Origin of the sequence: Labrys sedimenti, assembly GCF_034424805.1 — a bacterium.
In the GTDB taxonomy this organism is placed as follows: Bacteria; Pseudomonadota; Alphaproteobacteria; order Rhizobiales; family Labraceae; genus Labrys; species Labrys sedimenti.
This window is the reverse complement of sequence record NZ_JAXOUF010000002.1, coordinates 683,114-704,721: the sequence shown is the minus strand read 5'-3', so window position 1 is coordinate 704,721 and position 21,608 is coordinate 683,114. Positions and strand designations below refer to the sequence as shown.

At 64.5% G+C, this 21,608-nt stretch carries 20 protein-coding genes; 8 read left to right on the top strand and 12 right to left on the bottom strand.

The annotated features are described in order from the left end of the window. Nucleotides 1–295 precede the first annotated feature (295 nt). A complete protein-coding gene (locus U1R88_RS09750) occupies nucleotides 296–2,809 on the bottom strand; it encodes a glycogen/starch/alpha-glucan phosphorylase (protein ID WP_322431052.1) in 2,514 nt (837 codons plus the stop codon). 388 nt (nucleotides 2,810–3,197) lie between these two features. On the opposite strand from U1R88_RS09750, the gene U1R88_RS09745 reads away from it, so the two are divergent. Together U1R88_RS09745 and nagA are read left to right on the top strand one after the other, a co-directional pair. Beyond that, nucleotides 3,198–4,061 (top strand): glucosamine kinase nucleotide-binding domain-containing protein, encoded by an 864-nt coding sequence (locus U1R88_RS09745; RefSeq protein WP_322431051.1) that lies wholly within the window; start codon nucleotides 3,198–3,200, stop codon nucleotides 4,059–4,061. A gap of 2 nt (nucleotides 4,062–4,063) precedes the next feature. After that, complete coding sequence (gene nagA / locus U1R88_RS09740; protein WP_322431050.1) at nucleotides 4,064–5,212, top strand: N-acetylglucosamine-6-phosphate deacetylase; 1,149 nt, start codon at nucleotides 4,064–4,066, stop codon at nucleotides 5,210–5,212. Between the two features lie 135 nt (nucleotides 5,213–5,347). On the opposite strand, the gene U1R88_RS09735 is transcribed toward nagA, so the two are convergent. The 9 genes from U1R88_RS09735 to hutC form a co-directional block, all read right to left on the bottom strand. Then, a complete protein-coding gene (locus tag U1R88_RS09735; RefSeq protein ID WP_322431049.1) occupies nucleotides 5,348–5,677 on the bottom strand; it encodes a YnfA family protein in 330 nt (109 codons plus the stop codon). A gap of 106 nt (nucleotides 5,678–5,783) precedes the next feature. Next, nucleotides 5,784–6,473 (bottom strand): outer membrane protein, encoded by a 690-nt coding sequence (locus U1R88_RS09730; protein WP_322431048.1) that lies wholly within the window; start codon nucleotides 6,471–6,473, stop codon nucleotides 5,784–5,786. 279 nt (nucleotides 6,474–6,752) lie between these two features. After that, nucleotides 6,753–7,787, bottom strand: a complete 1,035-nt coding sequence (gene mgrA / locus U1R88_RS09725; protein ID WP_322431047.1) for an L-glyceraldehyde 3-phosphate reductase — start codon at nucleotides 7,785–7,787, stop codon at nucleotides 6,753–6,755. Nucleotides 7,788–8,052: 265 nt separating this feature from the next. Further along, nucleotides 8,053–9,603 (bottom strand): monocarboxylate uptake permease MctP, encoded by a 1,551-nt coding sequence (gene mctP, locus U1R88_RS09720; RefSeq protein WP_322431046.1) that lies wholly within the window; start codon nucleotides 9,601–9,603, stop codon nucleotides 8,053–8,055. Beyond that, nucleotides 9,603–9,770, bottom strand: coding sequence for a DUF3311 domain-containing protein (locus U1R88_RS09715; protein ID WP_082979752.1), 168 nt, complete (start codon nucleotides 9,768–9,770; stop codon nucleotides 9,603–9,605). The genes mctP and U1R88_RS09715 overlap by 1 nt, the downstream gene beginning before the upstream one ends. A 251-nt stretch (nucleotides 9,771–10,021) precedes the next feature. After that, entirely contained in the window at nucleotides 10,022–11,053 is a 1,032-nt protein-coding gene (locus U1R88_RS09710; protein ID WP_322431045.1) for an ABC transporter substrate-binding protein, read from the bottom strand. 107 nt (nucleotides 11,054–11,160) lie between these two features. Next, on the bottom strand, nucleotides 11,161–11,931 hold the full coding sequence (locus tag U1R88_RS09705) for an ABC transporter permease (protein ID WP_322431044.1): 771 nt from the start codon (nucleotides 11,929–11,931) through the stop codon (nucleotides 11,161–11,163). A 163-nt stretch (nucleotides 11,932–12,094) separates the two neighbouring features. Further along, the gene (locus U1R88_RS09700; protein WP_322431043.1) at nucleotides 12,095–12,883 is read right to left on the bottom strand and encodes an ABC transporter ATP-binding protein; all 789 of its coding nucleotides are present in this window, start codon (nucleotides 12,881–12,883) and stop codon (nucleotides 12,095–12,097) included. A gap of 128 nt (nucleotides 12,884–13,011) precedes the next feature. Next, nucleotides 13,012–13,749: a histidine utilization transcriptional repressor HutC gene (gene hutC / locus U1R88_RS09695; protein WP_322431042.1), complete on the bottom strand. Its 738-nt coding sequence runs from the start codon at nucleotides 13,747–13,749 to the stop codon at nucleotides 13,012–13,014. 201 nt (nucleotides 13,750–13,950) lie between these two features. Here hutC and hutI point away from each other — a divergent pair, with 201 nt between their 5' ends. From hutI to U1R88_RS09675, 4 genes are all read left to right on the top strand, one after another. Further along, complete coding sequence (hutI, locus tag U1R88_RS09690) at nucleotides 13,951–15,168, top strand: imidazolonepropionase (protein WP_322431041.1); 1,218 nt, start codon at nucleotides 13,951–13,953, stop codon at nucleotides 15,166–15,168. Beyond that, complete coding sequence (hutH, locus tag U1R88_RS09685; RefSeq protein ID WP_322431040.1) at nucleotides 15,165–16,712, top strand: histidine ammonia-lyase; 1,548 nt, start codon at nucleotides 15,165–15,167, stop codon at nucleotides 16,710–16,712. Before hutI ends, hutH begins: the two co-directional genes overlap by 4 nt. Continuing rightward, nucleotides 16,709–17,536 (top strand): N-formylglutamate deformylase, encoded by an 828-nt coding sequence (hutG, locus tag U1R88_RS09680; protein WP_322431039.1) that lies wholly within the window; start codon nucleotides 16,709–16,711, stop codon nucleotides 17,534–17,536. The genes hutH and hutG overlap by 4 nt, the downstream gene beginning before the upstream one ends. A 190-nt stretch (nucleotides 17,537–17,726) precedes the next feature. After that, complete coding sequence (locus U1R88_RS09675) at nucleotides 17,727–18,302, top strand: HutD/Ves family protein (RefSeq protein ID WP_322431038.1); 576 nt, start codon at nucleotides 17,727–17,729, stop codon at nucleotides 18,300–18,302. A gap of 13 nt (nucleotides 18,303–18,315) precedes the next feature. Here the strand turns inward: U1R88_RS09675 and U1R88_RS09670 are convergent, their stop codons facing one another. Beyond that, nucleotides 18,316–18,450, bottom strand: a complete 135-nt coding sequence (locus tag U1R88_RS09670; RefSeq protein ID WP_068288645.1) for an entericidin A/B family lipoprotein — start codon at nucleotides 18,448–18,450, stop codon at nucleotides 18,316–18,318. 285 nt (nucleotides 18,451–18,735) lie between these two features. On the opposite strand from U1R88_RS09670, the gene U1R88_RS09665 reads away from it, so the two are divergent. Continuing rightward, nucleotides 18,736–20,010 (top strand): hemolysin family protein, encoded by a 1,275-nt coding sequence (locus U1R88_RS09665; protein WP_068288870.1) that lies wholly within the window; start codon nucleotides 18,736–18,738, stop codon nucleotides 20,008–20,010. Nucleotides 20,011–20,070: 60 nt separating this feature from the next. Here the strand turns inward: U1R88_RS09665 and U1R88_RS09660 are convergent, their stop codons facing one another. Next, nucleotides 20,071–20,559: a DMT family transporter gene (locus U1R88_RS09660; protein ID WP_322431037.1), complete on the bottom strand. Its 489-nt coding sequence runs from the start codon at nucleotides 20,557–20,559 to the stop codon at nucleotides 20,071–20,073. A gap of 83 nt (nucleotides 20,560–20,642) precedes the next feature. Between U1R88_RS09660 and U1R88_RS09655 the strand changes: the two genes are divergently transcribed. After that, nucleotides 20,643–21,548, top strand: a complete 906-nt coding sequence (locus tag U1R88_RS09655) for a LysR substrate-binding domain-containing protein (RefSeq protein ID WP_322431036.1) — start codon at nucleotides 20,643–20,645, stop codon at nucleotides 21,546–21,548. Nucleotides 21,549–21,608 lie beyond the last annotated feature (60 nt).

Here is a 21,608-nt window from a genome sequence, read left to right as displayed (position 1 = left end):
GAACACAAGCTAGGGCTTTTGCTACAACGGTCAACGATTAAACGCAGCCTGCCCAAATGGGTTATGTCGAGGGTACTGCAGGGTGAAAAATTTGGTGTTTTCGGCCTTTGGCGGAAACGGAACGGACGGTCCCCCCGAAAAAGTCCAAGAGGGTTCATGGCCTAGCTCGACCTGATGTCGCCGCTCTACGGGGCCAGGGCAAGAGGCACGGGCTTGCAAGAAACGACATCCCGCGAGGCAGGACTTCATGCCTCGCGGGATGCAAATCCTGCCGGGAATACGACGATAGCGTCGCCTATTCCACCGGGGTCGTCTGCACGCCCCAAATCTCGTCGGCATATTCGCGGATGGTGCGGTCCGAGGAAAACCAGCCCATGCGCGCGACGTTGCGGATCGATTTTTCGCGCCAGGCCGGTTTGTTGGCCCACAGCGTGTCGACGTTGCGCTGCATGGCGGCATAGGCGTCGAAATCGTCGGTGACGAAGAACCAGTCGCTGGAGCGCAGCGCCTGCACTGTGCCGCGATGACGTTCGCGATCGGTCGGCGAGAACACGCCGCTTTCCACCGCGTCGAGCACCTCGGCCAGGGCGGGCGAGGCCGCGATGGCATCGGCAGGATTGCGGCCCTGCCGCTTCTTCGCCTCGACCTCATGCGCCTTCAGGCCGAAGATGAAGATGTTGTCGTCGCCGACATGCTCCTTCATCTCGACATTGGCGCCATCGAGCGTGCCGATGGTGAGGGCGCCGTTGAGACCGAACTTCATGTTGCCCGTACCGGAGGCTTCCAGGCCTGCGGTCGAGATCTGCTCGGACAGGTCCGCCGCCGGGATGATCACCTCGGCAAGGCTGACATTGTAGTTCGGCATGAACACGACCTTGAGCAAATTGCGTACGGCCGGATCCGAGTTCACTACCTTGGCGACGTCGTTGATCAGCTTGATCACATATTTGGCCGCCGTATAGCTCGCCGCCGCTTTGCCGGCAAAAATCTTCACGCGTGGCGCCCAATCCTTCTCGGGATGGGCGCGGATGGCGTTGTAGAGCGCGATGGTCTCGAGGATGTTCAGGAGCTGGCGCTTGTATTCGTGGATGCGCTTGATCTGGACATCGAACATCGCGGAGGGGTCGACGCGAAGCCCGACCGTCTGCTGCAGCACCTTGGCCAATCGCGCCTTGTTGGCATGCTTGACCGCAGCGAAGGCCTCCTGAAAGGCCGCGTCCTTGGCGTAGGGCTCCAAGGCCACCAGCTTTTCGGCATCGTCGAGATAGGCATCGCCGATGGTTTCGCGCAGCAGCGTGGTCAGCCCCGGATTGGCCGTCATCAGCCAGCGCCGCGGCGTGATGCCGTTGGTCTTGTTGGTGATGCGGCCCGGGAACAGCATATTGAGGTCGCGGAATACCGTTTCCTTCATCAGTTCCGAATGCAGGGCCGACACACCATTGACCTTGTGCGAGCCGACAAAGGCGAGATTACCCATGCGCACACGCCGGCCGTGGCTCTCGTCGATGATCGAGACGGTGGCGATCATGGCATCGGAGGCGCCGCTCTCGCGCGCCTCGGTCAGCACGCGCGCATTGATGGCGTAGATAATCTGCATATGCCGCGGCAGCAGCCGCTCGATCAGCGGCACCGGCCAGGTCTCCAGCGCCTCGGGCAGCAGGGTGTGGTTGGTGTAGGAGATCGTCTCGCGGGTGATGGCGAAGGCATCGGCCCAGTTGACCCCGTGAATGTCGATCAGGATGCGCATCAGCTCGGCCACAGCGATGGCCGGATGCGTGTCGTTGAGCTGGATCGCCGCCTTGGACGGCAGGGACTTGATGTCGCGATGCTGCTGCAGGTGGCGGCGAACGATGTCCTGCAATGAGGAGGAGGTGAAAAAATACTCCTGACGCAGGCGCAATTCCTGCCCCGCCGGGGTGGAATCGGCCGGATAAAGCACGCGCGAGATCGACTCCACCTTGGTGCGATCGTTCAGGGCGCCGATATGGTCGCCGGCGTTGAAGGCATCGAGCGAGATCGGGTCGAGCGAGCGGGCCGACCACAGGCGCAGCGTGTTGACGCGATTGCCGCGCCAGCCGACGGCCGGCGTGTCATGGGCGACGGCAAGTACGGTCTCGGCCGGCTTCCAGCTGTGCACGGCCGAGCCGTCCCAGCCATCGCTCGCCTCGACGGCACCGCCGAAGCCGACCTCATAGGCGACTTCCCGGCGCGGGAACTCCCATGGATTGCCGTTCTGCAGCCAGTTCTCGGGTGATTCCGTCTGCCAGCCATCGACGATGTTCTGGCGGAACAGGCCGTTCTCGTAGCGGATGCCATAGCCATAGGCGGCGATGCCGACGGTGGCCATGCTCTCCATGAAGCAGGCGGCGAGGCGGCCGAGACCGCCATTGCCGAGGGCGGCATCGGGCTCCATCTCGGCAATCATGTCGAGGTCGACGCCGACGGAGGCCAGCGCCTCGCGGGCCGTGGCCACGAGGCCGAGATTGTTGAGGCCATCCTTGAGCAGGCGGCCGATCAGGAATTCGAGCGAGAGATAATAGACGCGCTTGCCGCCCATGCGGTAGACGCCGCGCGTCGTCGCCATCCAGCGGTCGACGATGTGATCGCGCAGTGCCAGGCTCACCGCCCGCAGCCAGTCATGGTCGCGCGCCACGATCGGGTCCTTGCCGACGGCATAGGTCAGCTTGGCGAGGATCAGGTCCCGGAAGGCGCGCGCCTCACCGGTCGCTTCGGGCAGCTTGGCCGCATCATCACCGACAGCCATCGCCGCCTCGGCCGAATAGAGCTTGTCGTGCAACGTTGAAGTCATGTGTCGCTTCTCGATCGTTGATCCCAGGACGGTGGTCCTTAACCCAAGTGACGCCCGGTTACGAGTGCCCCTTTTGCATAAGATGTAGGCAAAAACACTGATATCTTGTGATTTTGGCACGCTACGCCGCCATGATCATCTCATATGTTGGTTCTGCATAGCTCTCCCGCCTTGTGCATGGTGAGCACAGAACAACCCACTGCTGTTGCCGATGGCCGTGGAGAGTACACTCCCATGACGGAATCCTGGCTGAATTCCGCTGACGATGATGATATGCCACCGACACGGGGGCATGCGATTGCGTGGGATCGGCAGGAATCGCAAAGCTGCGTCGAAACAAGGAGTTAGGGCAATCGAACGTTCCGGCGTTCTGCCCTGGGAGACAGGTATGACGGGTATCCTCTATCTTGCGGTCGACGGCGGCGGCACCAATACGCGCGCAAGGCTCTACGACGAGGATGACAAGCTGATTGGCGAAGGCCTGTCGGGTTCTTCCAATCTCACTCTCGGCACCGAGATCGCGGGTCCGGCGATCGCAGCGGCCGGCGATGCCGCCCTTGCCGCGGCCGGACTGGCACCGGACGCGAAGCTGCGCATCCGGGCGGGTCTCGGCCTTTCCGGCGGCAATATTCCGGCTCTCGCCGATAGTATCGCCGCCTTTCCCTTCGGTTATGGAGCCCTGACGGTCACCTCGGATGCCGTCACCGCCTGCCTCGGCGCCCATGCCGGCAAGGATGGCGGCATCTTCATCCTCGGTACGGGCTCGCAGGGGCTGGCGCTGGTGGGCGGCAGGGAGACCTCGGTCGGCGGCTGGGGGTTTGCCCTGGGCGACGATGCCTCCGGTGCCGTGCTCGGACGCTCTGCCCTGCGGGCCGCCCTGCTCAGCGTCGACCTGCTTGGGCCCGTGAGCGACCTGACCCGCCGCCTGCTGGCGCATTTCCATGACGATCCGAACGAGGCGGTGATCTGGGCCAAGACCGCCACACCGAGAGACTACGGCCGCTTCGCTCCCCTGGTGTTCGAGGCCGCTGGCGGGGATGTGGTGGCGGACCATCTGATTGCCGGGGCGACCGGCTCCATCGTCGCCATGCTCGATCGCCTGACGGACCTGGGCGTGCCCAGGATCGCCCTGATGGGCGGGCTCGCCGAACCCTATCGCCCCTATCTGCCGGTGCGCTATGACGAGATCCTGGTTCCGCCCAGGGGCGATGCCCTGGCAGGGGCCCTGACCCTGGCAAAGAGGGGGCACTGACGATGTCGCTCAACGCTCTGACCGCCCCGCGCCTGTTCAATGGCGAGGCTTTTGTCGAGGGCCACGCCGTCCTGGTGGACGCCGATACCATTATCGGCCTGGTGCCGCGGGCCGATATTCCCTCCCATGCCACCGTGACCACCCTGCCCTCCGGCGTGCTGGCCCCCGGCTTTGTCGACGCCCAGGTCAATGGCGGTGGCGGGTTCCTGTTCAATCAATCCCCCGATGTCGCGACACTCGACGGCATGGTCTCGGCCCATCGCCGCCACGGCAGCACCGCTTTGCTGCCCACCTACATCACCGACACGGCCGACGGCATGAAGAGCGCCATCGCCGCCGCCCGCCAGGCGATCGCCGACGGCGTCCCGGGCATGGCCGGCATCCACCTCGAAGGCCCCTTCCTTTCGGTGCCGCGCAAGGGCGCCCATGATCCCGCTTTGATCCGCCCGCTGACGGACGCCGATGTCGAGCTCATTCTGAGCAGCGGCATCGAGACCGTCCTGCTCACGGTGGCACCGGAAAACGCGCCGCTTCACCTGATCCGGCGCCTGGCGGACGGGGGCGTGATCGTCAGCCTCGGCCATACCGACACCAGCTACGAGGCGGTGATGGCGGCGGCCGATGCCGGCGCCACCGGCATCACCCATCTCTTCAATGCGATGTCGCCCCTGCAGGGCCGCCACCCCGGCGTCACTGGTGCCGCTCTCGATCATGGCGGACTCTGGGTCGGCATCATTGCCGACGGCCTCCACGTGCATCCCGGCTCGCTCTCGCTGGCCTTGCGGGCGAAAAAGGCTCCGGGGCGGCTGTTCCTCGTCACCGACGCCATGCCGACGGCCGGTGATGCCAACGATGTCTTCTATCTCAACGGCCGCAAGGTCACGCGGCGCAATGGCGCCCTGTCACTCGAAGACGGCACGCTCGCCGGCTCAGACCTCACCATGGATGCGGCGCTGCGCTACAGTGTCGCCCATCTCGGCATCGGTCTCGGCGAGGCCCTGCGCATGACCAGCCTCTATCCCGCCCAGTTCCTGCGCCTCGACAGCCGTCGCGGGCGCCTGGCACCGCGCTATCGCGCCGACCTGGTGCATCTCGACGAACAGCTGACCGCGCGCGGCGTGTGGGTGGGTGGCCGCAAGCTGGCCGGGTGAAGTAAGTTCTCATACCAAGAGTCATTGAAAACGACTCTTGGTTCCGCCTTGCGATTTTCGCCAAATCTCTGATTTGGCATCGACAATCGCGAGGTGTTCAAGTCACGGATGCGCAAGCATCTTCGCGACTTGATATCAAGCGGTACGGTGCGGCGCGAACAGGATGACGGCCATGCCGGCGAGGCACAGGACCGCTCCGATCAGGTCCCAGCGATCAGGCCTGATCCCCTCGACGCCCCAGAGCCACAGCAGCGAGGCGGCAATATAGATGCCGCCATAGGCAGCATAGGCCCGGCCTGCGGCATCCGTCTCGATCTGGGAAAGCAGGAGCGCAAAGGCGACGAGGGCAGCCGCGCCCGGCACCAGCCACCAGGCCGGCTTGCCCAGCCGCAGCCAGCTCCAGAAAGCATAGCAGCCGCCGATCTCGCCGGCGGCCGCCAAGACGTAGAACAGAATTGATTTCATGCCGGCCGCACGCTCCGCTTCCACGTCAGCTTAACGGGCTGTCGCAGAAGGCGGAAGGCGGCGAAGATGGCGGCGGGAACCCATCGCACTCCCGCCCCCGACCTGCTCAGAATTTGTAGCTGACGCCAACCAGCGCGACCGTCTCGTGGAAGCCAGCCTTGAAGCGGGTATCGGGCGCCACCCGGAAGCGCGACTTGCCGAAATCGGTATAGCGCACCTCGACGCGGCCGATCCAATTGTCGGTGAAGGCATATTCGACGCCGGCGCCCACGGTCCAGCCCGCCTTGGTCTTGGAGCCGGAGCCGACGACATCACCATCAAACAGGTTCCAGCGCTCGCGGATGTCGGCAAAGGCGACACCGCCGGTGGCATAGACCAGGACCCGGTCGAAGGCATATCCCAAACGGGCGCGGATCGAACCCTGCCAGCGATTGCGCATATGCAGACGACTATTGCCGTTATTGGCGTCGATGACAGTGTGAGAACCGTTGATGCCGCTGAGATCGATGTCGCCTTCCAGGCCGACCACGATATTGTTGGAGAACTGCTCGTTGTAGCCCGCATGCAGGCCGCCGAGCACGCCATTGACGTTGAAGCTGTCGGCGGGCACGGGCAGTGTCCGGCTCAGATCGTCCCTCTCCTTGCCCCAGGCATAGCCGATATGGGCACCGACATAGAAACCGGTCCAGCTATAGGGCGTTATTGGCGCGACCGGCTCGACAGGCGTCGCCGCGAGATCTGCTGCGAGAGCCTGTGCCGGTGCTAGCAAAAAGGCCGCCAGGACGATTTTTTTCATGTTGACCACCCCCATCGTGATATGATTCAGCAATAAACCACTGTCACAATTCTTATTAATTGTCCACATTTTCGACAAATTTTCAAAGAATTTGGCATGAGACAATTTCTATTGAATATACTTCATGCTTTTTAGAAATAATTTGATTGCTTGTTGCTCTATCATTCTTAAGTCTAATTGGCCTCTAGGGAAACACAGGCATATTGCCTTGCCAAGTCCTGACAGCAAAACGGGCCGCAAAGCGGCCCGCTGCTGGATCGACGCTCAGCTGTCTCGCGATCAGCCCTTGCTCGAGGCCGCCCAGAGATTGACATTGCCTTCCTCGGCATAATGATCGATCTCGGCCAGTTCCTCGGCAGAGAAATCGAGATTCCTCAAGGCACCGACGCAGTCCTCGATCTGGCCAGGCCGGCTGGCACCGATGAGGGCCGAGGTCATGCGCGGATCACGCAGGACCCAGGCGATCGCCATCTGGGCCAGCGACTGGCCACGACGACGGGCAATCGCGTCGAGAGCCCGCAGCCTTGCCAGATTCGCTTCGGAGAGCTGGTCGGGTGAGAGCGACTTGCCGGCTGCGGCGCGGCTGTCAGCCGGAATGCCGCTTGCTCCGAGATATTTGCTGGTGAGCAGGCCCTGCGCCAGTGGGGTGAAGGCGATGCAGCCTGCACCGTCGGTCGCGAGTTGATCGAGCAGGCTGTCCTTCTCGATCCAACGGTTGAGCATGGAGTAGCTCGGCTGATGGATGAGCAGCGGCGTGCCGAGGCGACGCAGGATCGCAGCCGCCTCCTTGGTGCGTTCGGCACTGTAGGACGAGATGCCGGCATAGTGGGCCTTGCCCTGGCGCACGGCATCATGCAGCGCCGTCATGGTTTCTTCCAGCGGGGTGTTCGGGTCGAAACGATGGGAATAGAAGATGTCGACCGTCTCGATACCCATGCGCTTGAGGCTGGCATCGAGGCTGGAGAGCAGATATTTGCGGCTGCCCCACTCGCCATAGGGCCCGGGCCACATGCGGTATCCGGCCTTGGTCGAGATCACCAATTCCTGGCGGTGATGGGCAAAATCCGTCTTGAGGATACGCCCGAAGGTTTCCTCGGCCGAGCCGGGCGGCGGCCCGTAATTGTTAGCGAGGTCGAAATGGGTGATGCCGAGGTCGAAGGCCTTGCGGCAGAGCGCCCTGGCATTCTCGAAGGGGATGTCACCGCCGAAATTGTGCCAGAGCCCGAGCGAGAGCGCCGGCAGCTGAAGGCCCGAACGGCCGGAACGGCGATATTGCATGGCGTCGTAACGCGTTTCATCCGGAACATAGGTCATGGCAGTTCTCACAATTGGAAATGAACGTTCTACAATATGATTCATCTGACAAAATGCCCCGCCCACGGCATTTGTTCAACTGCGCAGATGACCGTTTCCGCTAAAGCGTTTTGCGATTTGGTGGAATCACCGAGAATCGCAAAAACGCGTCGAAACAATGAGCTAGAGCAAATAGGCGTCCACGCCCGAGCGCGCTTTGCTCTACTGGAAACGAAGAAGCCGGCGTCACCGCCGGCCTCCGTCGTCGTTTCAAGATGCGACGCCCTCAGCGGGTCGTCACCGCATCCTCGTAATCCGCGTCCGAGGTTTCGTCCTGCGTGGTCGAGCCAAGCACCATGGTGAGCACCACCGAGACCACGAAGTTCAGCACCACGGCGATCAGGCCGATATAGAAGGAGGTGCCGAACAGAGCGTAAGTCGGCGCCACCGCACCCGAGGCCATTGCCATATAGGTGCCTGCGAGCATGCCCGCGGCCCAGCCGATCAGCAGGGCCCAGCCGTTGAACCAGCGCGTATAGAGCCCGGCGACCAGCGCGGGGAAGATCTGGATCATCCACACGCCGCCAAGGAGCTGCAAGTCGATGGCGAACTTTGTCGGAAGCCAGAAGATCACCGCAAGGGCACCGACCTTGACGATCAGGCTCATCAGCTTGGCGAGGTAGGATTCCTTCTGCGCCGACATATCCGGCTCGATGAAGGGTCTCCAGACATTGCGGGTGAAGGTATTCGCCGCACCGATCGACATCACCGCGGCCGGCACCAGGGCGCCGATGGCGATGGCCGCAAAGCAGAAGCCCGCAAACCAGTCGGGGAACATCTTGTTGATCAGAAGCGGAATCGCCATCGAGGCATCGCCATTGGGCGTCTCGATGCCGGCGGCAACCGCCATCACGCCCAGCAACGCGATGAGGCCGAGGATCAGCGAATAGGCCGGCAGCGCCACCGCATTGCGGCGGATGGCATTGGGGCCGGTGGCCGAGAGCGTGCCGGTGAGCGCATGCGGATACATGAACAGCGCCATGGCCGAGCCGATGGAGAGTGTGATGAAGGGCCAGATCTGCGCCGGCGTCAGCGTCAGGCCGACATTGGCGGGCTTGCCGGCCGCGGCGAGGGCTGCCGCCTTGGCGTCATAGACGACCTTGGCCTTCTCGAAGATCGAGCCGAAACCACCGAGCTGATAGGGAATGATGACGACCGCGGCGATCACGAAGATATAGATCATGATGTCCTTGATGAAGGCGATCATGGCCGGGGCGCGCAGGCCGCTCTTATAGGTGTAGAGCGCCAGAATGATGAAGGCGATCGTCAGGGGAGCGTGCGAGGCCCACCCCGTGGCCGAGAAGCCAAGGGCCTGGATCACCTTCTCCATGCCGACGAGCTGCAGGGCGATATAGGGCATGGTGGCGAGGATGCCGGTGAAGGCCACCGCCAGCTCCAGCCAGCGATTACCGTAACGCCCGGCAATGAAATCGGCACCGGTGAGATAGCCATGCTTGTGGGTGGCATTCCACAGCCGCGGCATGATCAGGAAGATCAGGGGGTAGATCAGGATGGTATAGGGCACCGCAAAGAAGCCGTAAGCGCCCACCGCATACATCAGGCCAGGCACGGCAATGACGGTGTAGGCGGTATAGAGGTCGCCCCCCAGCAGGAACCAGGTGATCCAGGCGCCGAAGCGCCGACCACCGAGCCCCCATTCATGCAACTGGTCGAGATCCCCCGCCTTCCAGCGTGCCGCCACGAAACCCACCACGGTGACGAGGAGGAAGAAGAAGACGAAGACCATCGCCGCCGTCCAATTGAGATTGTCCAGCATCAGCGTTCAACCTTCCAGGCGAGGTAGACGAACAGCGACGAAATCGGCACCAGGACGAGAAGATAGAAATAGAAGAAGGGCAATCCGAACAGCACGGGATCGATGCTGTTATAAAGCGGCGTCAGCAATGCCAGTACGCAAGGTACCAGCAGAAGCAGGTATTTCATGGCATTTCCCCCGGAGACTCTGAGAACGTGGCGGCAGCCGAATCCTCGCCTGCTGCAAACTCTTTGGGCAGATTCTTATTCCCTTGGAGAAAGATTGAGTCCAGCGGCAATGCGGCTCCCTGAACGGGAAAGGCTGCGATTTGTCATAGCCGGGCTCGGCCCGGCTATCCAGAAGCCCCGCTCGACACAACCCGAGGTTGGATTGCCGGGGCCGGCCTGCTGACAAAGCTCTCGCCTGCCCGGCCGCGCCGTCAGATCTTGGCCGCCTTGACGAAAGCCGGATCGAAGGTCTTCTCGTAGGGAACGTCGGCATTGGCGAGTTCCGGGTCGAGGGCCTTGAGCGCATTCAACATCGACTCATAGCCATCCTTGGTGACCATGCCGTCCGGTGAATACATCTGCCGCGAATTCTGGAACGCCTGCATGTAGAGGTCCCGATTGCCCAGCAGATATTCCTTCGGCACGAGATCGGCGACATCCTCGGGCTTGGCCTGGCCGAGCCACTTCAGGGCCTTCATCATGGCATTGACCACGCGCTGGGTGGTCACGGGATTCTCCTGCGCGAAAGACTGCTTCAGATAGACCGTAGCCGCAGGATTAGTGCCACCGAACAGGGCCTTGGTGCCCTCCTCCGTACGCGTGTCGAGCAGGATGGCGATATCGTCGTCATGCTGCAGCTGGCTGATCACCGGATCGAGATGGGAGAGGCCATCGATGCCGCCGTTCTTGATGGCGGCGACGGCACTGGCGCCGCCGCCGATACCGATCTGGGCGACGTCGGCCGAGGTGAGGCCGTTCTTCTGCAACGCATATTGCAACAGGAGAGCAGTGGAGGATCCCGGCGCCGTCACGCCCACCTTGCGGCCCTTGAGGTCGGCGATGGTCTTGATCTCGCCGGCAAGGCTCTTGCGCACCGCGATGACGATGCCGGGAAAGCGCCCGAGATCGCAGACGGCGACGATGTCCTGCCCCTTGTTCTGCATGCGGATGGTATGCTCATAGGCGCCGGTCACTACATCCACCGAGCCGCCGACCAGGGCCTGCAGCGATTTGGAGCCGCCGGCGAAGTCGTTGATGGTGACGTTGAGCCCTTCCTCCTTGAAGAAGCCCTTCTGCTCGGCCACGGTCAGCGGCAGATAATAGAGCAGCGGCTTGCCGCCGACGCCGATGGCGAGGTCGGTTTTTTCGGGCTTGGCGTCGTCGGCGAAGGCCGGCAGCGTTCCGCCGAGCGAGGCGCTAAATACCATGCCGGCAGTGCCGACCAGAAAAGTTCTGCGTTTCATGATTTTCCTCCCAATCCGATTTTCAGTATTGCCAGAAGCATTTTCAAGAAAATGCATCGAAACAAAGAGTTAGAGAAAAGTACGCTTCAAGGGAATCATGCATTTCTCTACCCGCGCCAGACCAGCAGGCGGCGCTCCACCGCCGTCATCAGCCAGTCGACGATGAGAACGAAGGCCATCAGCACGAACATGCCGGCGAAGACACCGGTGACGTCGAACACGCCCTCGGCCTGCTGGATGAGGTAACCCAGGCCCGCCGAGGAACCGAGATATTCGCCGACCACCGCGCCGACCACGGCAAAGCCGACGGAGGTGTGCAGGCTGGAGAACACCCAGGACATCGCCGAAGGCAGATAGACGTGGCGCAGGAGCTGGCGCTCGTTCATGCCGAGCATGCGGGCATTGGAGAGCACGGCCGGGCTTACTTCCTTGACGCCCTGATAGACGTTGAAGAAGACGATGAAGAACACCAGGGTGAAGCCGAGGGCCACCTTCGACCAGATGCCGAGGCCGAACCACAGCGCGAAGATCGGCGCCAGCACCACGCGGGGCAGCGCATTGGCGGCCTTGACATAGGGGTCGAAAACAGCGGCGACCACGGGCTGGCGGGCGAACCAGAAGCCGAGAATGACGCCGCCCAGAGCACCGGACAGGAAGGCCAGCGCCGATTCAGCCAGGGTGATCCATAGATGATACCAGATGGAGCCATCGCTGAACCACTCCACGATCCGCTTCCACACGCTGAGCGGCTCGCCGAAGAAGAAGGCCACCGTCTTGGGCGAGCCGAACAGCGACGTCGTCGAGGCCAGGTGCCAAAGGGTGATGCCGACGACCGCGACGAGCACCTGCAGGGTGAGCAAGACGATCTTGTTGTTCATTCGGGTCCCCACGACGGCCGTTTCATACAGGATGCGTAAAGGCTGATCCGTCATTGCGAGCGCGGCGAGGCAATCCAGCTGCCATTAAGCAGGAGCTCTGGATTGCCTCGCCGCGCTCGCAATGACGAATGATCGATCGAATTCATGAGAAAAAACCGCCAAGCTAGCTGTAGGCTTTCATCACCTCGTCGCGCAGCGCATCCCAGATGTCGCGATGCAGGCGGATGAAAGCGGGGTCATGGCGGATTTCCGCAATGGCGCGGGGCCGGGGCAGAGGTACGCTGAACTCCCCGATGATGCCGGCCCTCGGACCGGCCGACATGATGACGATGCGATCGGCCAAGGCTATCGCCTCGTCGAGGTCGTGGGTGACGAACATGACCGCCTTGCGATCCTCCGACCACAGCTTCAGCAGGAGGTCGCCCATCACCAGCCGGGTCTGGGCGTCGAGCGGCCCGAAGGGCTCGTCCATCAACAGCAGCTTGGGATTGCGGATTAGCACCTGCGCCAGGCCCACGCGCTTGCGCTGCCCTCCGGACAGCATGCGCGGATAGCGATCGCCGAAGCGGGCGAGGCCGACCCGTTCCAGCCAGGTTTGCGCCGCCTGCCTGGCCTTTTCCGCGGGCGTGCCGGCAACCTCCAGGCCGATGGCGACATTCTGCAGGACGGTCTTCCAGGGCATCAGCGATTCCTGCTGGAACAGGTAGCCGGCCTGCCCGTTCAAGCCCTTGAGCGGCTTGCCGAAGACCTCGACGCTTCCGGCGACCGGGATCAGCAGCCCGGCCGTAGCATTGAGCAGCGTGGACTTGCCGCAACCCGTCGGCCCGACAATGGCGACGAATTCATGCTCCCCCACCGAGAGGTCGACATTGGCGACGGCATCGAAGCGGGAATCCCTGGTCGCGAATGAAATCGAAACGCCCTTCAGCGCAACGGCTTGCGCTGCGCTCATGCGGCCTCGGCCCTTCTCATCTGCTGTCCTCCCGGATTGGTCCTACGAGTCGGCTTTGTGCGAACTCTATACCGCGACAGCAAGCAACGGCCAGCCCCGCGAGCAGGCTGGTCAGGAGCAAGGCATGGTCAGGACGGCGAGAAACGCGCCACCAGCTGATGGCGGTCGCCCGGATAGGTGAAGCGCACCGCCGTGACGAACTGGTCGCCGCGCCAGGTGCGCCGCTCCACCACCAGGCAGGCGTTGCCGGGCTCGAGCTTCAGCAGGGTCGCCTCTTCCCCGCGGGCCGCCGCGGCCTTGATGTGGTGTTCGGCCACCGTCCAGGGCACATGCCCCAGCAGCCATACGCCCGGCGGCTCCCGGGTAAAGTCGGCCTCCTCCGCCAACGGTACAGCCTCGAGATCGATCAGGCGCTCCTCCAGGCAGAACGGGCTGTCGCCGGCGAAATGGCGGCAGGTCAGCGCCAGCAACGGCTTGGAGCCTTCCAGCGCGAATGTCAGGCGTTCCGCCGGCGTGGGCCGGCGCTGGCGACGTTGCAGCAATTCGAAGCGATAAGGTAGGCCTAGCGCGGTCACCTCCGCCTCGATGCCGTGAATGGCGAGCACGGCGGCCTCGCTGCGCGGCTGGGCCACGAAACTGCCCGCCTTGCGCCGACGCTCGATCAACCCGGCGGTGGCAAGCTGCGTCAGCACCTTGTTCACCGTCATGCGCGAGCAGCCATAGATCTCGGTCAACTCGGTCTCGAAAGGGATGCGATAGCCCGGCGGCCATTCTCCCGAAACGATGCGGTGCTCGATATCGCCGAGGATGCGCTGATGCAGCGTCTGCGCCTTGGCATCCAGCTCGAGGGGGGCTGTCTCGTTCATCAAAGGCTCCCGCTGCGATATGGCCCCATCCGGGCGAGCGCCGCAATTTCGAAGACCTCCGCTTCCTTAGCCATTGCCGCCTCCCCCGCCAAGTTCTGCTTTCCCGCCCAAGCCAATCGGCACTAAACTTTCATCATTCCACTTGCGCGTCAATTAATATGTCTATACATGTTCCCACATAATAGCAGGGTGGAGAGATCGATGGCGACAGACAGCCAAGGGGGTCGTTTGTGGCGCAATGCGCGCCTGGCAACCCTGGTCGGGGATGACCTCGGCATCGTGGAGCGGGGAGCCGTGCTTGCCGAGGGCGAGCGCATCACCTTCGCCGGCCCCGAGAGCGACCTGCCAGCCGGCATGCGCGACAAGGTCGAGACCATCGACCTCGAAGGGCGCTGGATCACCCCGGGCCTGATCGACTGCCACACCCATCTCGTCTTCGGCGGCGACCGGGCGCATGAATTCGAGCTGCGCCTCAAGGGCGCCAGCTATGAGGAGATCGCCCGGGCAGGCGGCGGCATCGTTTCCTCGGTCAACGCGACGCGGGCCGCCAGCGACGATGAGCTTCTCGCAAGCGCCCTGCCCCGCCTCGACCATCTGATCGCCGAGGGTGTCACCACGGTCGAAGTGAAATCGGGCTATGGCCTGGAAACCCGCACCGAGCTTGCCATGCTGAGGGCCGCCCGCCGGCTCGCCGAGGCGCGCAAGGTGAATGTCTCGACCACCTTCCTCGGTGCCCATGCCCTGCCAGTCGAGGCCGAGGGCGACAAGGACGCCTATATCGACCTCGTCTGCAACGAAATGCTGCCGGCGGTGGCCGCCGAGGGCCTCGCCGATGCCGTGGATGGCTTCTGCGAGGGCATCGCCTTCCTGCCCGAGCATATCAGCAAGGTCTTCGACGCGGCGAAGAAGGCGGGCCTGCCGGTCAAGCTGCATGCCGACCAGCTCTCCAACCTGCACGGCGCCAAGCTCGCGGCCGACTACGGCGCGCTGTCGGCCGACCATCTCGAATACACCGACGACGAAGGCGCCGCCGCCATGCATGCGGCCGGCACGGTCGCGGTGATCCTGCCGGGTGCCTTCTACTTCATCCGGGAAACCAAGCAGCCGCCCATCGCCGCCTTCCGCGCCCACAAGGTGCCGATGGCCGTGGCCACCGACTGCAATCCCGGCACCTCGCCGCTGACCTCGCTGCTCACCACCATGAACATGGCGGCGACCCTGTTCCGCATGACCGTCGACGAATGCATCGCCGGCGTCACCCGCAACGCCGCCAAGGCGCTCGGCAAGGCCGACGACATCGGCACGCTCGAAGCCGGCAAGCAATGCGACCTCGCCATCTGGGATATCGAGCGCCCGGCTGAACTCGTCTACCGCCTAGGTTTCAATCCGCTACATCAACGCATCTGGAGAGGCCAGTGACCAACCCCGTTTTGCTGCGTCCCGGCAGCGTCTCGCTCGCGCAATGGCGCGCCATCTATGACGGCGCGCCCATCAACCTGGACGAGGGCTGCCGCCCGCTGGTCGAGGCCGCTGCCAAGGCCGTCGCCGACATCATCGCCAAGGGCGAGCCGGTCTATGGCATCAATACCGGCTTCGGCAAGCTGGCGAGCGTGCGCATCGAGAATGCCGACCTCGCCATCCTCCAGCGCAACATCGTGCTCTCGCATGCCGCCGGTGTCGGCGAGCCCCTGCCGGTCGAGGCCGTCCGGCTGATCATGGCACTGAAGCTCGGCAGCCTCGCCCAAGGCGCTTCGGGCGTGCAATGGTCCACCATCACCATGCTGCGCGACTGCCTCGCCCGCGATCTCATCCCGGTCGTTCCCGGCCAGGGCTCCGTCGGCGCCTCGGGCGACCTGGCGCCGCTCTCCCACATGACCGCCGCCCTGACCGGCGTCGGCGCCTTCTTCGTCAAGGGCGAGAAGGTCGAAGCCACCGAGGCGCTCAAGCGCGCCGGGCTGTCGCCGCTCGTGCTCGGTCCGAAGGAAGGCCTGGCGTTGCTCAACGGCACGCAGGTCTCCACCGGCCTGGCGCTGGCGGGCCTGTTCCAGGCCGAACGCGTGTTCCAGGGCGCCCTGGTGACCGGCGCGCTCTCGACCGACGCGGCCCGTGGTTCTGACGGCCCCTTCGATCCGCGCATCCACAAGGTCCGCGGCCACCGTGGCCAGGCCGAGGTCGCCGACACGCTGCGCGCTTTGATGGCCGGCAGCGCCATCCGCGCCTCCCATCTTACCGGCGACGAGCGCGTGCAGGATCCCTATTGCCTGCGCTGCCAGCCGCAGGTGATGGGTGCCTGCCTCGACCTCCTGCGCCAGGCCGCCGCCACGCTGACGATCGAAGCCAATGGCGTCACCGACAATCCGCTGGTCTTCACCGACACGGGCGACGTCATCTCCGGCGGCAATTTCCATGCCGAGCCCGTCGCCTTCGCCGCCGACATGATCGCCATGGCGCTGTGCGAGATCGGCTCGATCAGCGAGCGCCGCATCGCCATGCTGGTCGACCCGACTCTTTCGGGCATCCCGGCCTTCCTCACGCCCAAGCCCGGCCTCAACTCCGGCTTCATGATCCCGCAGGTCACCGCCGCCGCACTGGTGTCGGAGAACAAGCAGCGTGCCTTCCCGGCCAGCGTCGACTCGATCCCGACCTCGGCCAACCAGGAGGACCATGTCTCCATGGCCTGCCACGGCGCCCGCCGCCTCCTGGAGATGAGCCGCAACACCGCCAACGTCATCGGCATCGAATATCTCGCGGCCGTGCAGGGTTGCGATTTCCATGCACCGCTGAAGTCGAGCGAAGCGCTGGAAAGCGCCCGCGCCACGCTGCGCGCCGAGGTGCCCCACCTTTCCGACGACCGGCATTTCGCGCCCGACATGGCCGCCGCCACCGCGCTGATCTGGAGCGGCGCGGCGCAGAAGGCCGCCGGCCTCAAGACTTTGGCTGGCGTGGTGGAGGGCACGGCATGAGCCGGCCCGATTGGCTCGAGATCCGGCAGGGACAGGCACCCCTGCTCGTCTCGCTGCCGCATACAGGCACGGAGATCCCGGCCGCGATCGAAGCGCGGCTGGTCTCGCCCTGGCTCGCCCGCAAGGACACCGACTGGTGGATCGAGACGCTCTACGACTTCGCAGCCGGGCTCGACGCCACCATCGTGCGCACGCCGATGTCGCGCACCGTCATCGACGTCAACCGTGACCCGTCCGGGGTTTCGCTCTACCCCGGCCAGGCCACTACGGAGCTGTGCCCGACCACCAGCTTCGACGGCGAGCCGCTCTACAAGGACGGCGAGGCCCCCAGCGCGGCCGAGGTCGCCGAGCGGCGCGCCCTCTGGTTCGATCCCTATCACCAGGCCCTGGCCGACGAAGTCGCCAGGCTGAGGGGACGCCATCGCAACATCGCCGTCTATGACTGCCATTCGATCCGCTCGGTCATTCCGCGCTTGTTCGAGGGCACGCTGCCGCAGTTCAACATCGGCACCAATGGCGGCGTGACCTGTCATCCCGCCCTGGCCGAGACGATCGAGGCGCTCTGCCGCTCCAGTGGGCGCGAGACCGTGATGAACGGACGCTTCAAGGGCGGCTTCATCACACGCAGCCTGGGCCAGCCCGACAAGGGTGTGCATGCCGTGCAGATGGAACTCGCCTGCCGCTCCTACATCGACGAGCCGCTCGGCCCGGTCGGGGAAGCCAACTGGCCTGTTACCTTCGACCCGACCTATGCCCAGCCCCTGCGCGAAACCCTCGGCAGCATCCTCAGCGCCTGCCTGGTGTTCGCCAGGGCGTTGAAATAGGGCGTTTTCGAAGCTTGGGGAAGCCGCTGGCACGCGCTGTGCCGCCCCTCACCCTTACCCTCTCCCCGCAAGCGGGGCGAGGGGGACTTCGGCGTCGTGTCTTCTCCGGCAAGCACCACGTCTCGCATTGAGGCGCGGCGCGACCTCGATCAATAAATGACCCTGTAGACCGCCCCGAATGGACCCCGCCATGAAGCTCATCCGTTTCGCCGACCTCGCGCCGAAGCCCTGGAAGAATGGCGGCGGCACCACCACCGAGATCGCGGTTGCGCCGGAGGGCGCCGGCTTCGACGACTTCGACTGGCGCTTGTCGGTGGCGGAGGTGGCGAGCGACGGCCCCTTCTCGCTGTTCCCGCAGATCGACCGCACCTTGACCCTCATCGAGGGCCACGGTCTCGACATGTCGATCGAGGGTCGCGAGGCGGTGAGGTTGACCCCGGCCTCCGCTCCCCTGGCCTTCCCCGGCGATGTGCCCGTCACGGCCAGTCTGGTCGACGGCCCCATTCGCGACTTCAACGTGATGACCCGGCGCGGGCGGTTCAGCCATCGGGTGGTGAGGTACGATCTGGCATCCGGACGGCTGGCATTGCCGCAGGACGGCTTGCGGCTGGTGGTGGCGCTCGGCACCGGCCCGGTGCGGATCGGCGCGGCGAGCCTTGACCTCGGCTTCGGCGATGTCCTCGCCTTCGAGGCAGGCGATACGGGCAGCATCGAAGGAGCGCTGCCCGTCTTGTCGATCGGACTGCTGCCCGCGACGACCGGCTGAGGCCGGCGCGAACTTACTGCACGGCGTGCTTGACGGCGCGGCCGGTGGCCTTCACATCCCGGCCGACGCCGGTGACCGTATTGGCGCAGGCGGTCAGGGTGAGCGCGGACACCACGAGAGCGACGATCGCGAAAGAAATTTTTGACATTCGTACATTCCCCGAATTGGCTGTGCCGACAATGGCAACAAGACGGGAATCGTTATGCCATATTCGCCGGCTTTGCACAGCCGGACTTTTCCTTCCCAAAGGGAATATCAATCCTGTACTTGCCTATCCTGACGCTCCCATAAGACAGGCGGCGGTCCCCGGAATGGCTGCCATCCCCAGCGGGCCGGGCCGCCCCTCTATCCCAAGCCCACCGATGCCGTTATGCTCCGCCCCCTCGAAGCGGCCCGACATTCGTCGCGGGCATGCAACCCCCTCAAAGGCACCTTGTTCCTCGACATTGCCATCATCGTCTTCCTGACGCTTCTCAACGGCGTCCTCGCCATGTCGGAACTCGCGATTGTCTCCTCCCGCCCAGCCAGGCTGCGCGCACTCGCCGACCGCAAGAAGCGAGGCGCGGCCACCGCGCTGGAGCTCCTGGAAAATCCCGGCCGCTTCCTCTCCACCGTCCAGATCGGCATCACGCTGGTGGGCGTGCTCTCCGGCGCCTTTTCGGGTGCGACGCTCGGCACGCGCCTTGCCGGCTGGTTGCAGGCCCAGGGCCTCTCCACCCATCTCGCCGACACGCTCGGCGTCGGCATCGTGGTGGTGGCGATCACCTATCTGTCGCTGATCATCGGCGAACTCGTGCCCAAGCAGATCGCCTTGCGCGATCCCGAGCGCATGGCGGCCCGCGTAGCGCCGGCCATGCGGCTCCTGTCGAAATGCGCGGCGCCGCTGGTCTTCCTGCTCGACATCTCCGGGCGCACCGTATTGAGGCTGCTCGGCCAGGCCGGCAAAAGCGAGGAGAAGGTGACGGAAGAGGAAGTGCGCACCATCCTCAAGGAAGCCGAGAACGCCGGCGTGCTTGAGACCGCCGAGCGCGACATGATCTCCGGCGTCATGCGCCTTGGGGACCGCAGCGCCCGCTCGCTGATGACGCCGCGCCGCGACGTCGAGGTGATCGACCTCTCCGATTCCGCCAAAACGATCATGGCGCAACTGCGTGCCACCAGCCGCTCGCGCCTGCCCGTGCAGGACGGCGAGGACGACAACATCATCGGTGTCGTCACCGTCAAGGACCTGTTCCAATCCCAGCTCGATGGCCGGGCCCTCAATGTGCGCGACCATATTCAGGCCGCGCCCATCGTGATGGACACCAATGAGGCCCTCGGGATGCTGCCCTCGCTGCGCTCCTCAAGAGCCCATATGGCGCTGGTTTTTGACGAATACGGCCATTTCGAAGGCGTGATCACCGCCAATGACGTGCTGGAGGCCATCGCCGGGGTCTTCCAGGACGACGACGAGGACGAGCCGGCCATCACCATGCGCTCGGACGGCTCCTACCTGGTCTCGGGCTGGATGCAGGCCGACGAACTGGCAGAGACCCTGGCCATGCCGATCGAGCGGGGCGACTACGAAACCGCCGCCGGCTTCATCCTGGCCGAACTCAACCGCCTGCCGCAGACGGGCGAGAGCTTCGTGCGCGATGGCTGGCGCTTCGAGGTGGTCGACCTCGACGGCCGGCGCATCGACAAGATCCTGGTCTCGAAGGAAGCCTGAGGCAGGAAATCCTTCTCCCCTTGCGGGAGAAGGGTGTTCGCGCCGCTTCCTGCTCGCCTCTCAACGTGCCTCGGCGGCCGCAAGCGCGGCGGCGTTGGCCCATTGCGTCACCACCATGCCGCCGATGATGAGCAGGACGCCGGCAAGGCGCGCCGGGTTGACCGGCCTTGCTGCAAAGCCCATCAGGCCGAAATGATCGATCGCCAGCGAGGCGATCATCTGGCCAGCGATCACCGCCACCATGAAATTGGCGGCGCCGAGCCGGGGCGCCAGCAGGAGCGCGGCGGTGATGTAGATCACACCGGCCAGGCCGCCCGTCCAGATCCACCACGGCCCTTTCGACGCCGCGTCGATGGTGGGGGCCGAGACGCGGAAGGCCGTCATCACCGGCAGGACCACCGCGATGCTCACCGCCAGCGAAACCAGGGTGGCCCAGAGCGGATGGCCGAGCAGGCGGCCGAGCGTGGCATTGGCCCCCGCCTGGAACGGCACGACCGCGCCTGCGATCAGGGCCGGCAGCAGCAGAAACAGGGAAGCGGGGTTGGTCATAGTGGTCTCCTTCAGTCGCCGAAGACCTAAGTCATGCTCAATTCAGATGGAAATTCCGATTTCCTATCCCTACTATGCATCCTATGAATAATCTTGCCGGCATCGACCTCAACCTGCTCACGGTCCTCGAGGCCCTGCTGGCGGAACGCCATGTCTCGCGCGCGGCCTTGCGCCTGAACAAGAGCCAGCCGGCCGTCAGCCATGCCCTGGCGCGACTGCGCCTGCTGCTCGACGACCCTCTGCTGACGCGCCAGGGCGGCAGCCTCAGGCCGACGGCGCGGGCACTCGAGATCCAGCCTCATCTCGGCGAGGCGCTCGATCGCATGCGCCATCTGCTGGCCCCGGCCGGCTTCGACCCCGCGAGCGAGCAGCGCACCTTCCGGCTGGCGATGTCGGACTATGGCACCGCCGTGCTGCTGCCGAGGCTCGTGCCGCTGCTGCGGGCCGAAGCACCGCGCTGCAACCTCCTCGTCACCCAGGCGAGCCGGGAGGCGATGGCGGCCCAGATCCTCGATGGCGAAATCGACATTGCCTTCGGCGTGTTTCCCGATCTCGGCGAGCAGTTGGCCCGCGTCCTCCTGTTCGAGGACCGCTATGTCTGCCTCGCCGATGGGGCGGGCCTGCCGCCCTCCGGCGGGCTCGACCTTGCTTCCTATCTCGCCCGCCCACATGCGCTGGTAGCGCTGCGCGCCGATGTCGAGAACGAGATCGACCGCACGCTCGCCGCGCTTGGCCACAAGCGGCGGATCTGCCTCACCCTGCCGCATTGGGGAGTGGCGCCCCGCCTGATCGTCGGCACGGACATCATCCTGACCGTGGCGCGCGGCATCCTGCCGGCCTCGATCGGGGCCGACGGCCTTTGCCTGTTCGAGCCCCCGTACGCCCTGCCTGCCGTGCCCTTCACCCAGATCTGGCACCCGCGCCGCCAGGGCGATCCCGCCCATCAGTGGCTGCGCGCGCGCATCGCTGGCTTCTTTCAGGAGGGATGAACGGGCAGTCGAGGCCTTGTCGGGAGGCCGGCCTACAGCAGACCCACCACCAACATGCCG

Excerpts from the sequence above, each read along its gene's own strand:
- mgrA (WP_322431047.1), bottom strand. The coding sequence starts at position 7,787 with ATGACCTATGTTCCGGATGAAACGCGTTACGACGCCATGCAATATCGC.
- U1R88_RS09750 (WP_322431052.1), bottom strand. The coding sequence starts at position 2,809 with ATGACTTCAACGTTGCACGACAAGCTCTATTCGGCCGAGGCGGCGATG.
- U1R88_RS09660 (WP_322431037.1), bottom strand. The coding sequence starts at position 20,559 with ATGACCAACCCCGCTTCCCTGTTTCTGCTGCTGCCGGCCCTGATCGCA.
- mctP (WP_322431046.1), bottom strand. The coding sequence starts at position 9,603 with ATGCTGGACAATCTCAATTGGACGGCGGCGATGGTCTTCGTCTTCTTC.
- nagA (WP_322431050.1), top strand. The coding sequence starts at position 4,064 with ATGTCGCTCAACGCTCTGACCGCCCCGCGCCTGTTCAATGGCGAGGCT.
- hutG (WP_322431039.1), top strand. The coding sequence starts at position 16,709 with ATGAGCCGGCCCGATTGGCTCGAGATCCGGCAGGGACAGGCACCCCTG.
- U1R88_RS09670 (WP_068288645.1), bottom strand. The coding sequence starts at position 18,450 with ATGTCAAAAATTTCTTTCGCGATCGTCGCTCTCGTGGTGTCCGCGCTC.
- U1R88_RS09710 (WP_322431045.1), bottom strand. The coding sequence starts at position 11,053 with ATGAAACGCAGAACTTTTCTGGTCGGCACTGCCGGCATGGTATTTAGC.
- U1R88_RS09715 (WP_082979752.1), bottom strand. The coding sequence starts at position 9,770 with ATGAAATACCTGCTTCTGCTGGTACCTTGCGTACTGGCATTGCTGACG.
- U1R88_RS09705 (WP_322431044.1), bottom strand. The coding sequence starts at position 11,931 with ATGAACAACAAGATCGTCTTGCTCACCCTGCAGGTGCTCGTCGCGGTC.
- U1R88_RS09745 (WP_322431051.1), top strand. The coding sequence starts at position 3,198 with ATGACGGGTATCCTCTATCTTGCGGTCGACGGCGGCGGCACCAATACG.
- U1R88_RS09675 (WP_322431038.1), top strand. The coding sequence starts at position 17,727 with ATGAAGCTCATCCGTTTCGCCGACCTCGCGCCGAAGCCCTGGAAGAAT.
- hutC (WP_322431042.1), bottom strand. The coding sequence starts at position 13,749 with ATGAACGAGACAGCCCCCCTCGAGCTGGATGCCAAGGCGCAGACGCTG.
- U1R88_RS09730 (WP_322431048.1), bottom strand. The coding sequence starts at position 6,473 with ATGAAAAAAATCGTCCTGGCGGCCTTTTTGCTAGCACCGGCACAGGCT.
- hutI (WP_322431041.1), top strand. The coding sequence starts at position 13,951 with ATGGCGACAGACAGCCAAGGGGGTCGTTTGTGGCGCAATGCGCGCCTG.
- U1R88_RS09735 (WP_322431049.1), bottom strand. The coding sequence starts at position 5,677 with ATGAAATCAATTCTGTTCTACGTCTTGGCGGCCGCCGGCGAGATCGGC.
- U1R88_RS09700 (WP_322431043.1), bottom strand. The coding sequence starts at position 12,883 with ATGAGCGCAGCGCAAGCCGTTGCGCTGAAGGGCGTTTCGATTTCATTC.
- U1R88_RS09655 (WP_322431036.1), top strand. The coding sequence starts at position 20,643 with ATGAATAATCTTGCCGGCATCGACCTCAACCTGCTCACGGTCCTCGAG.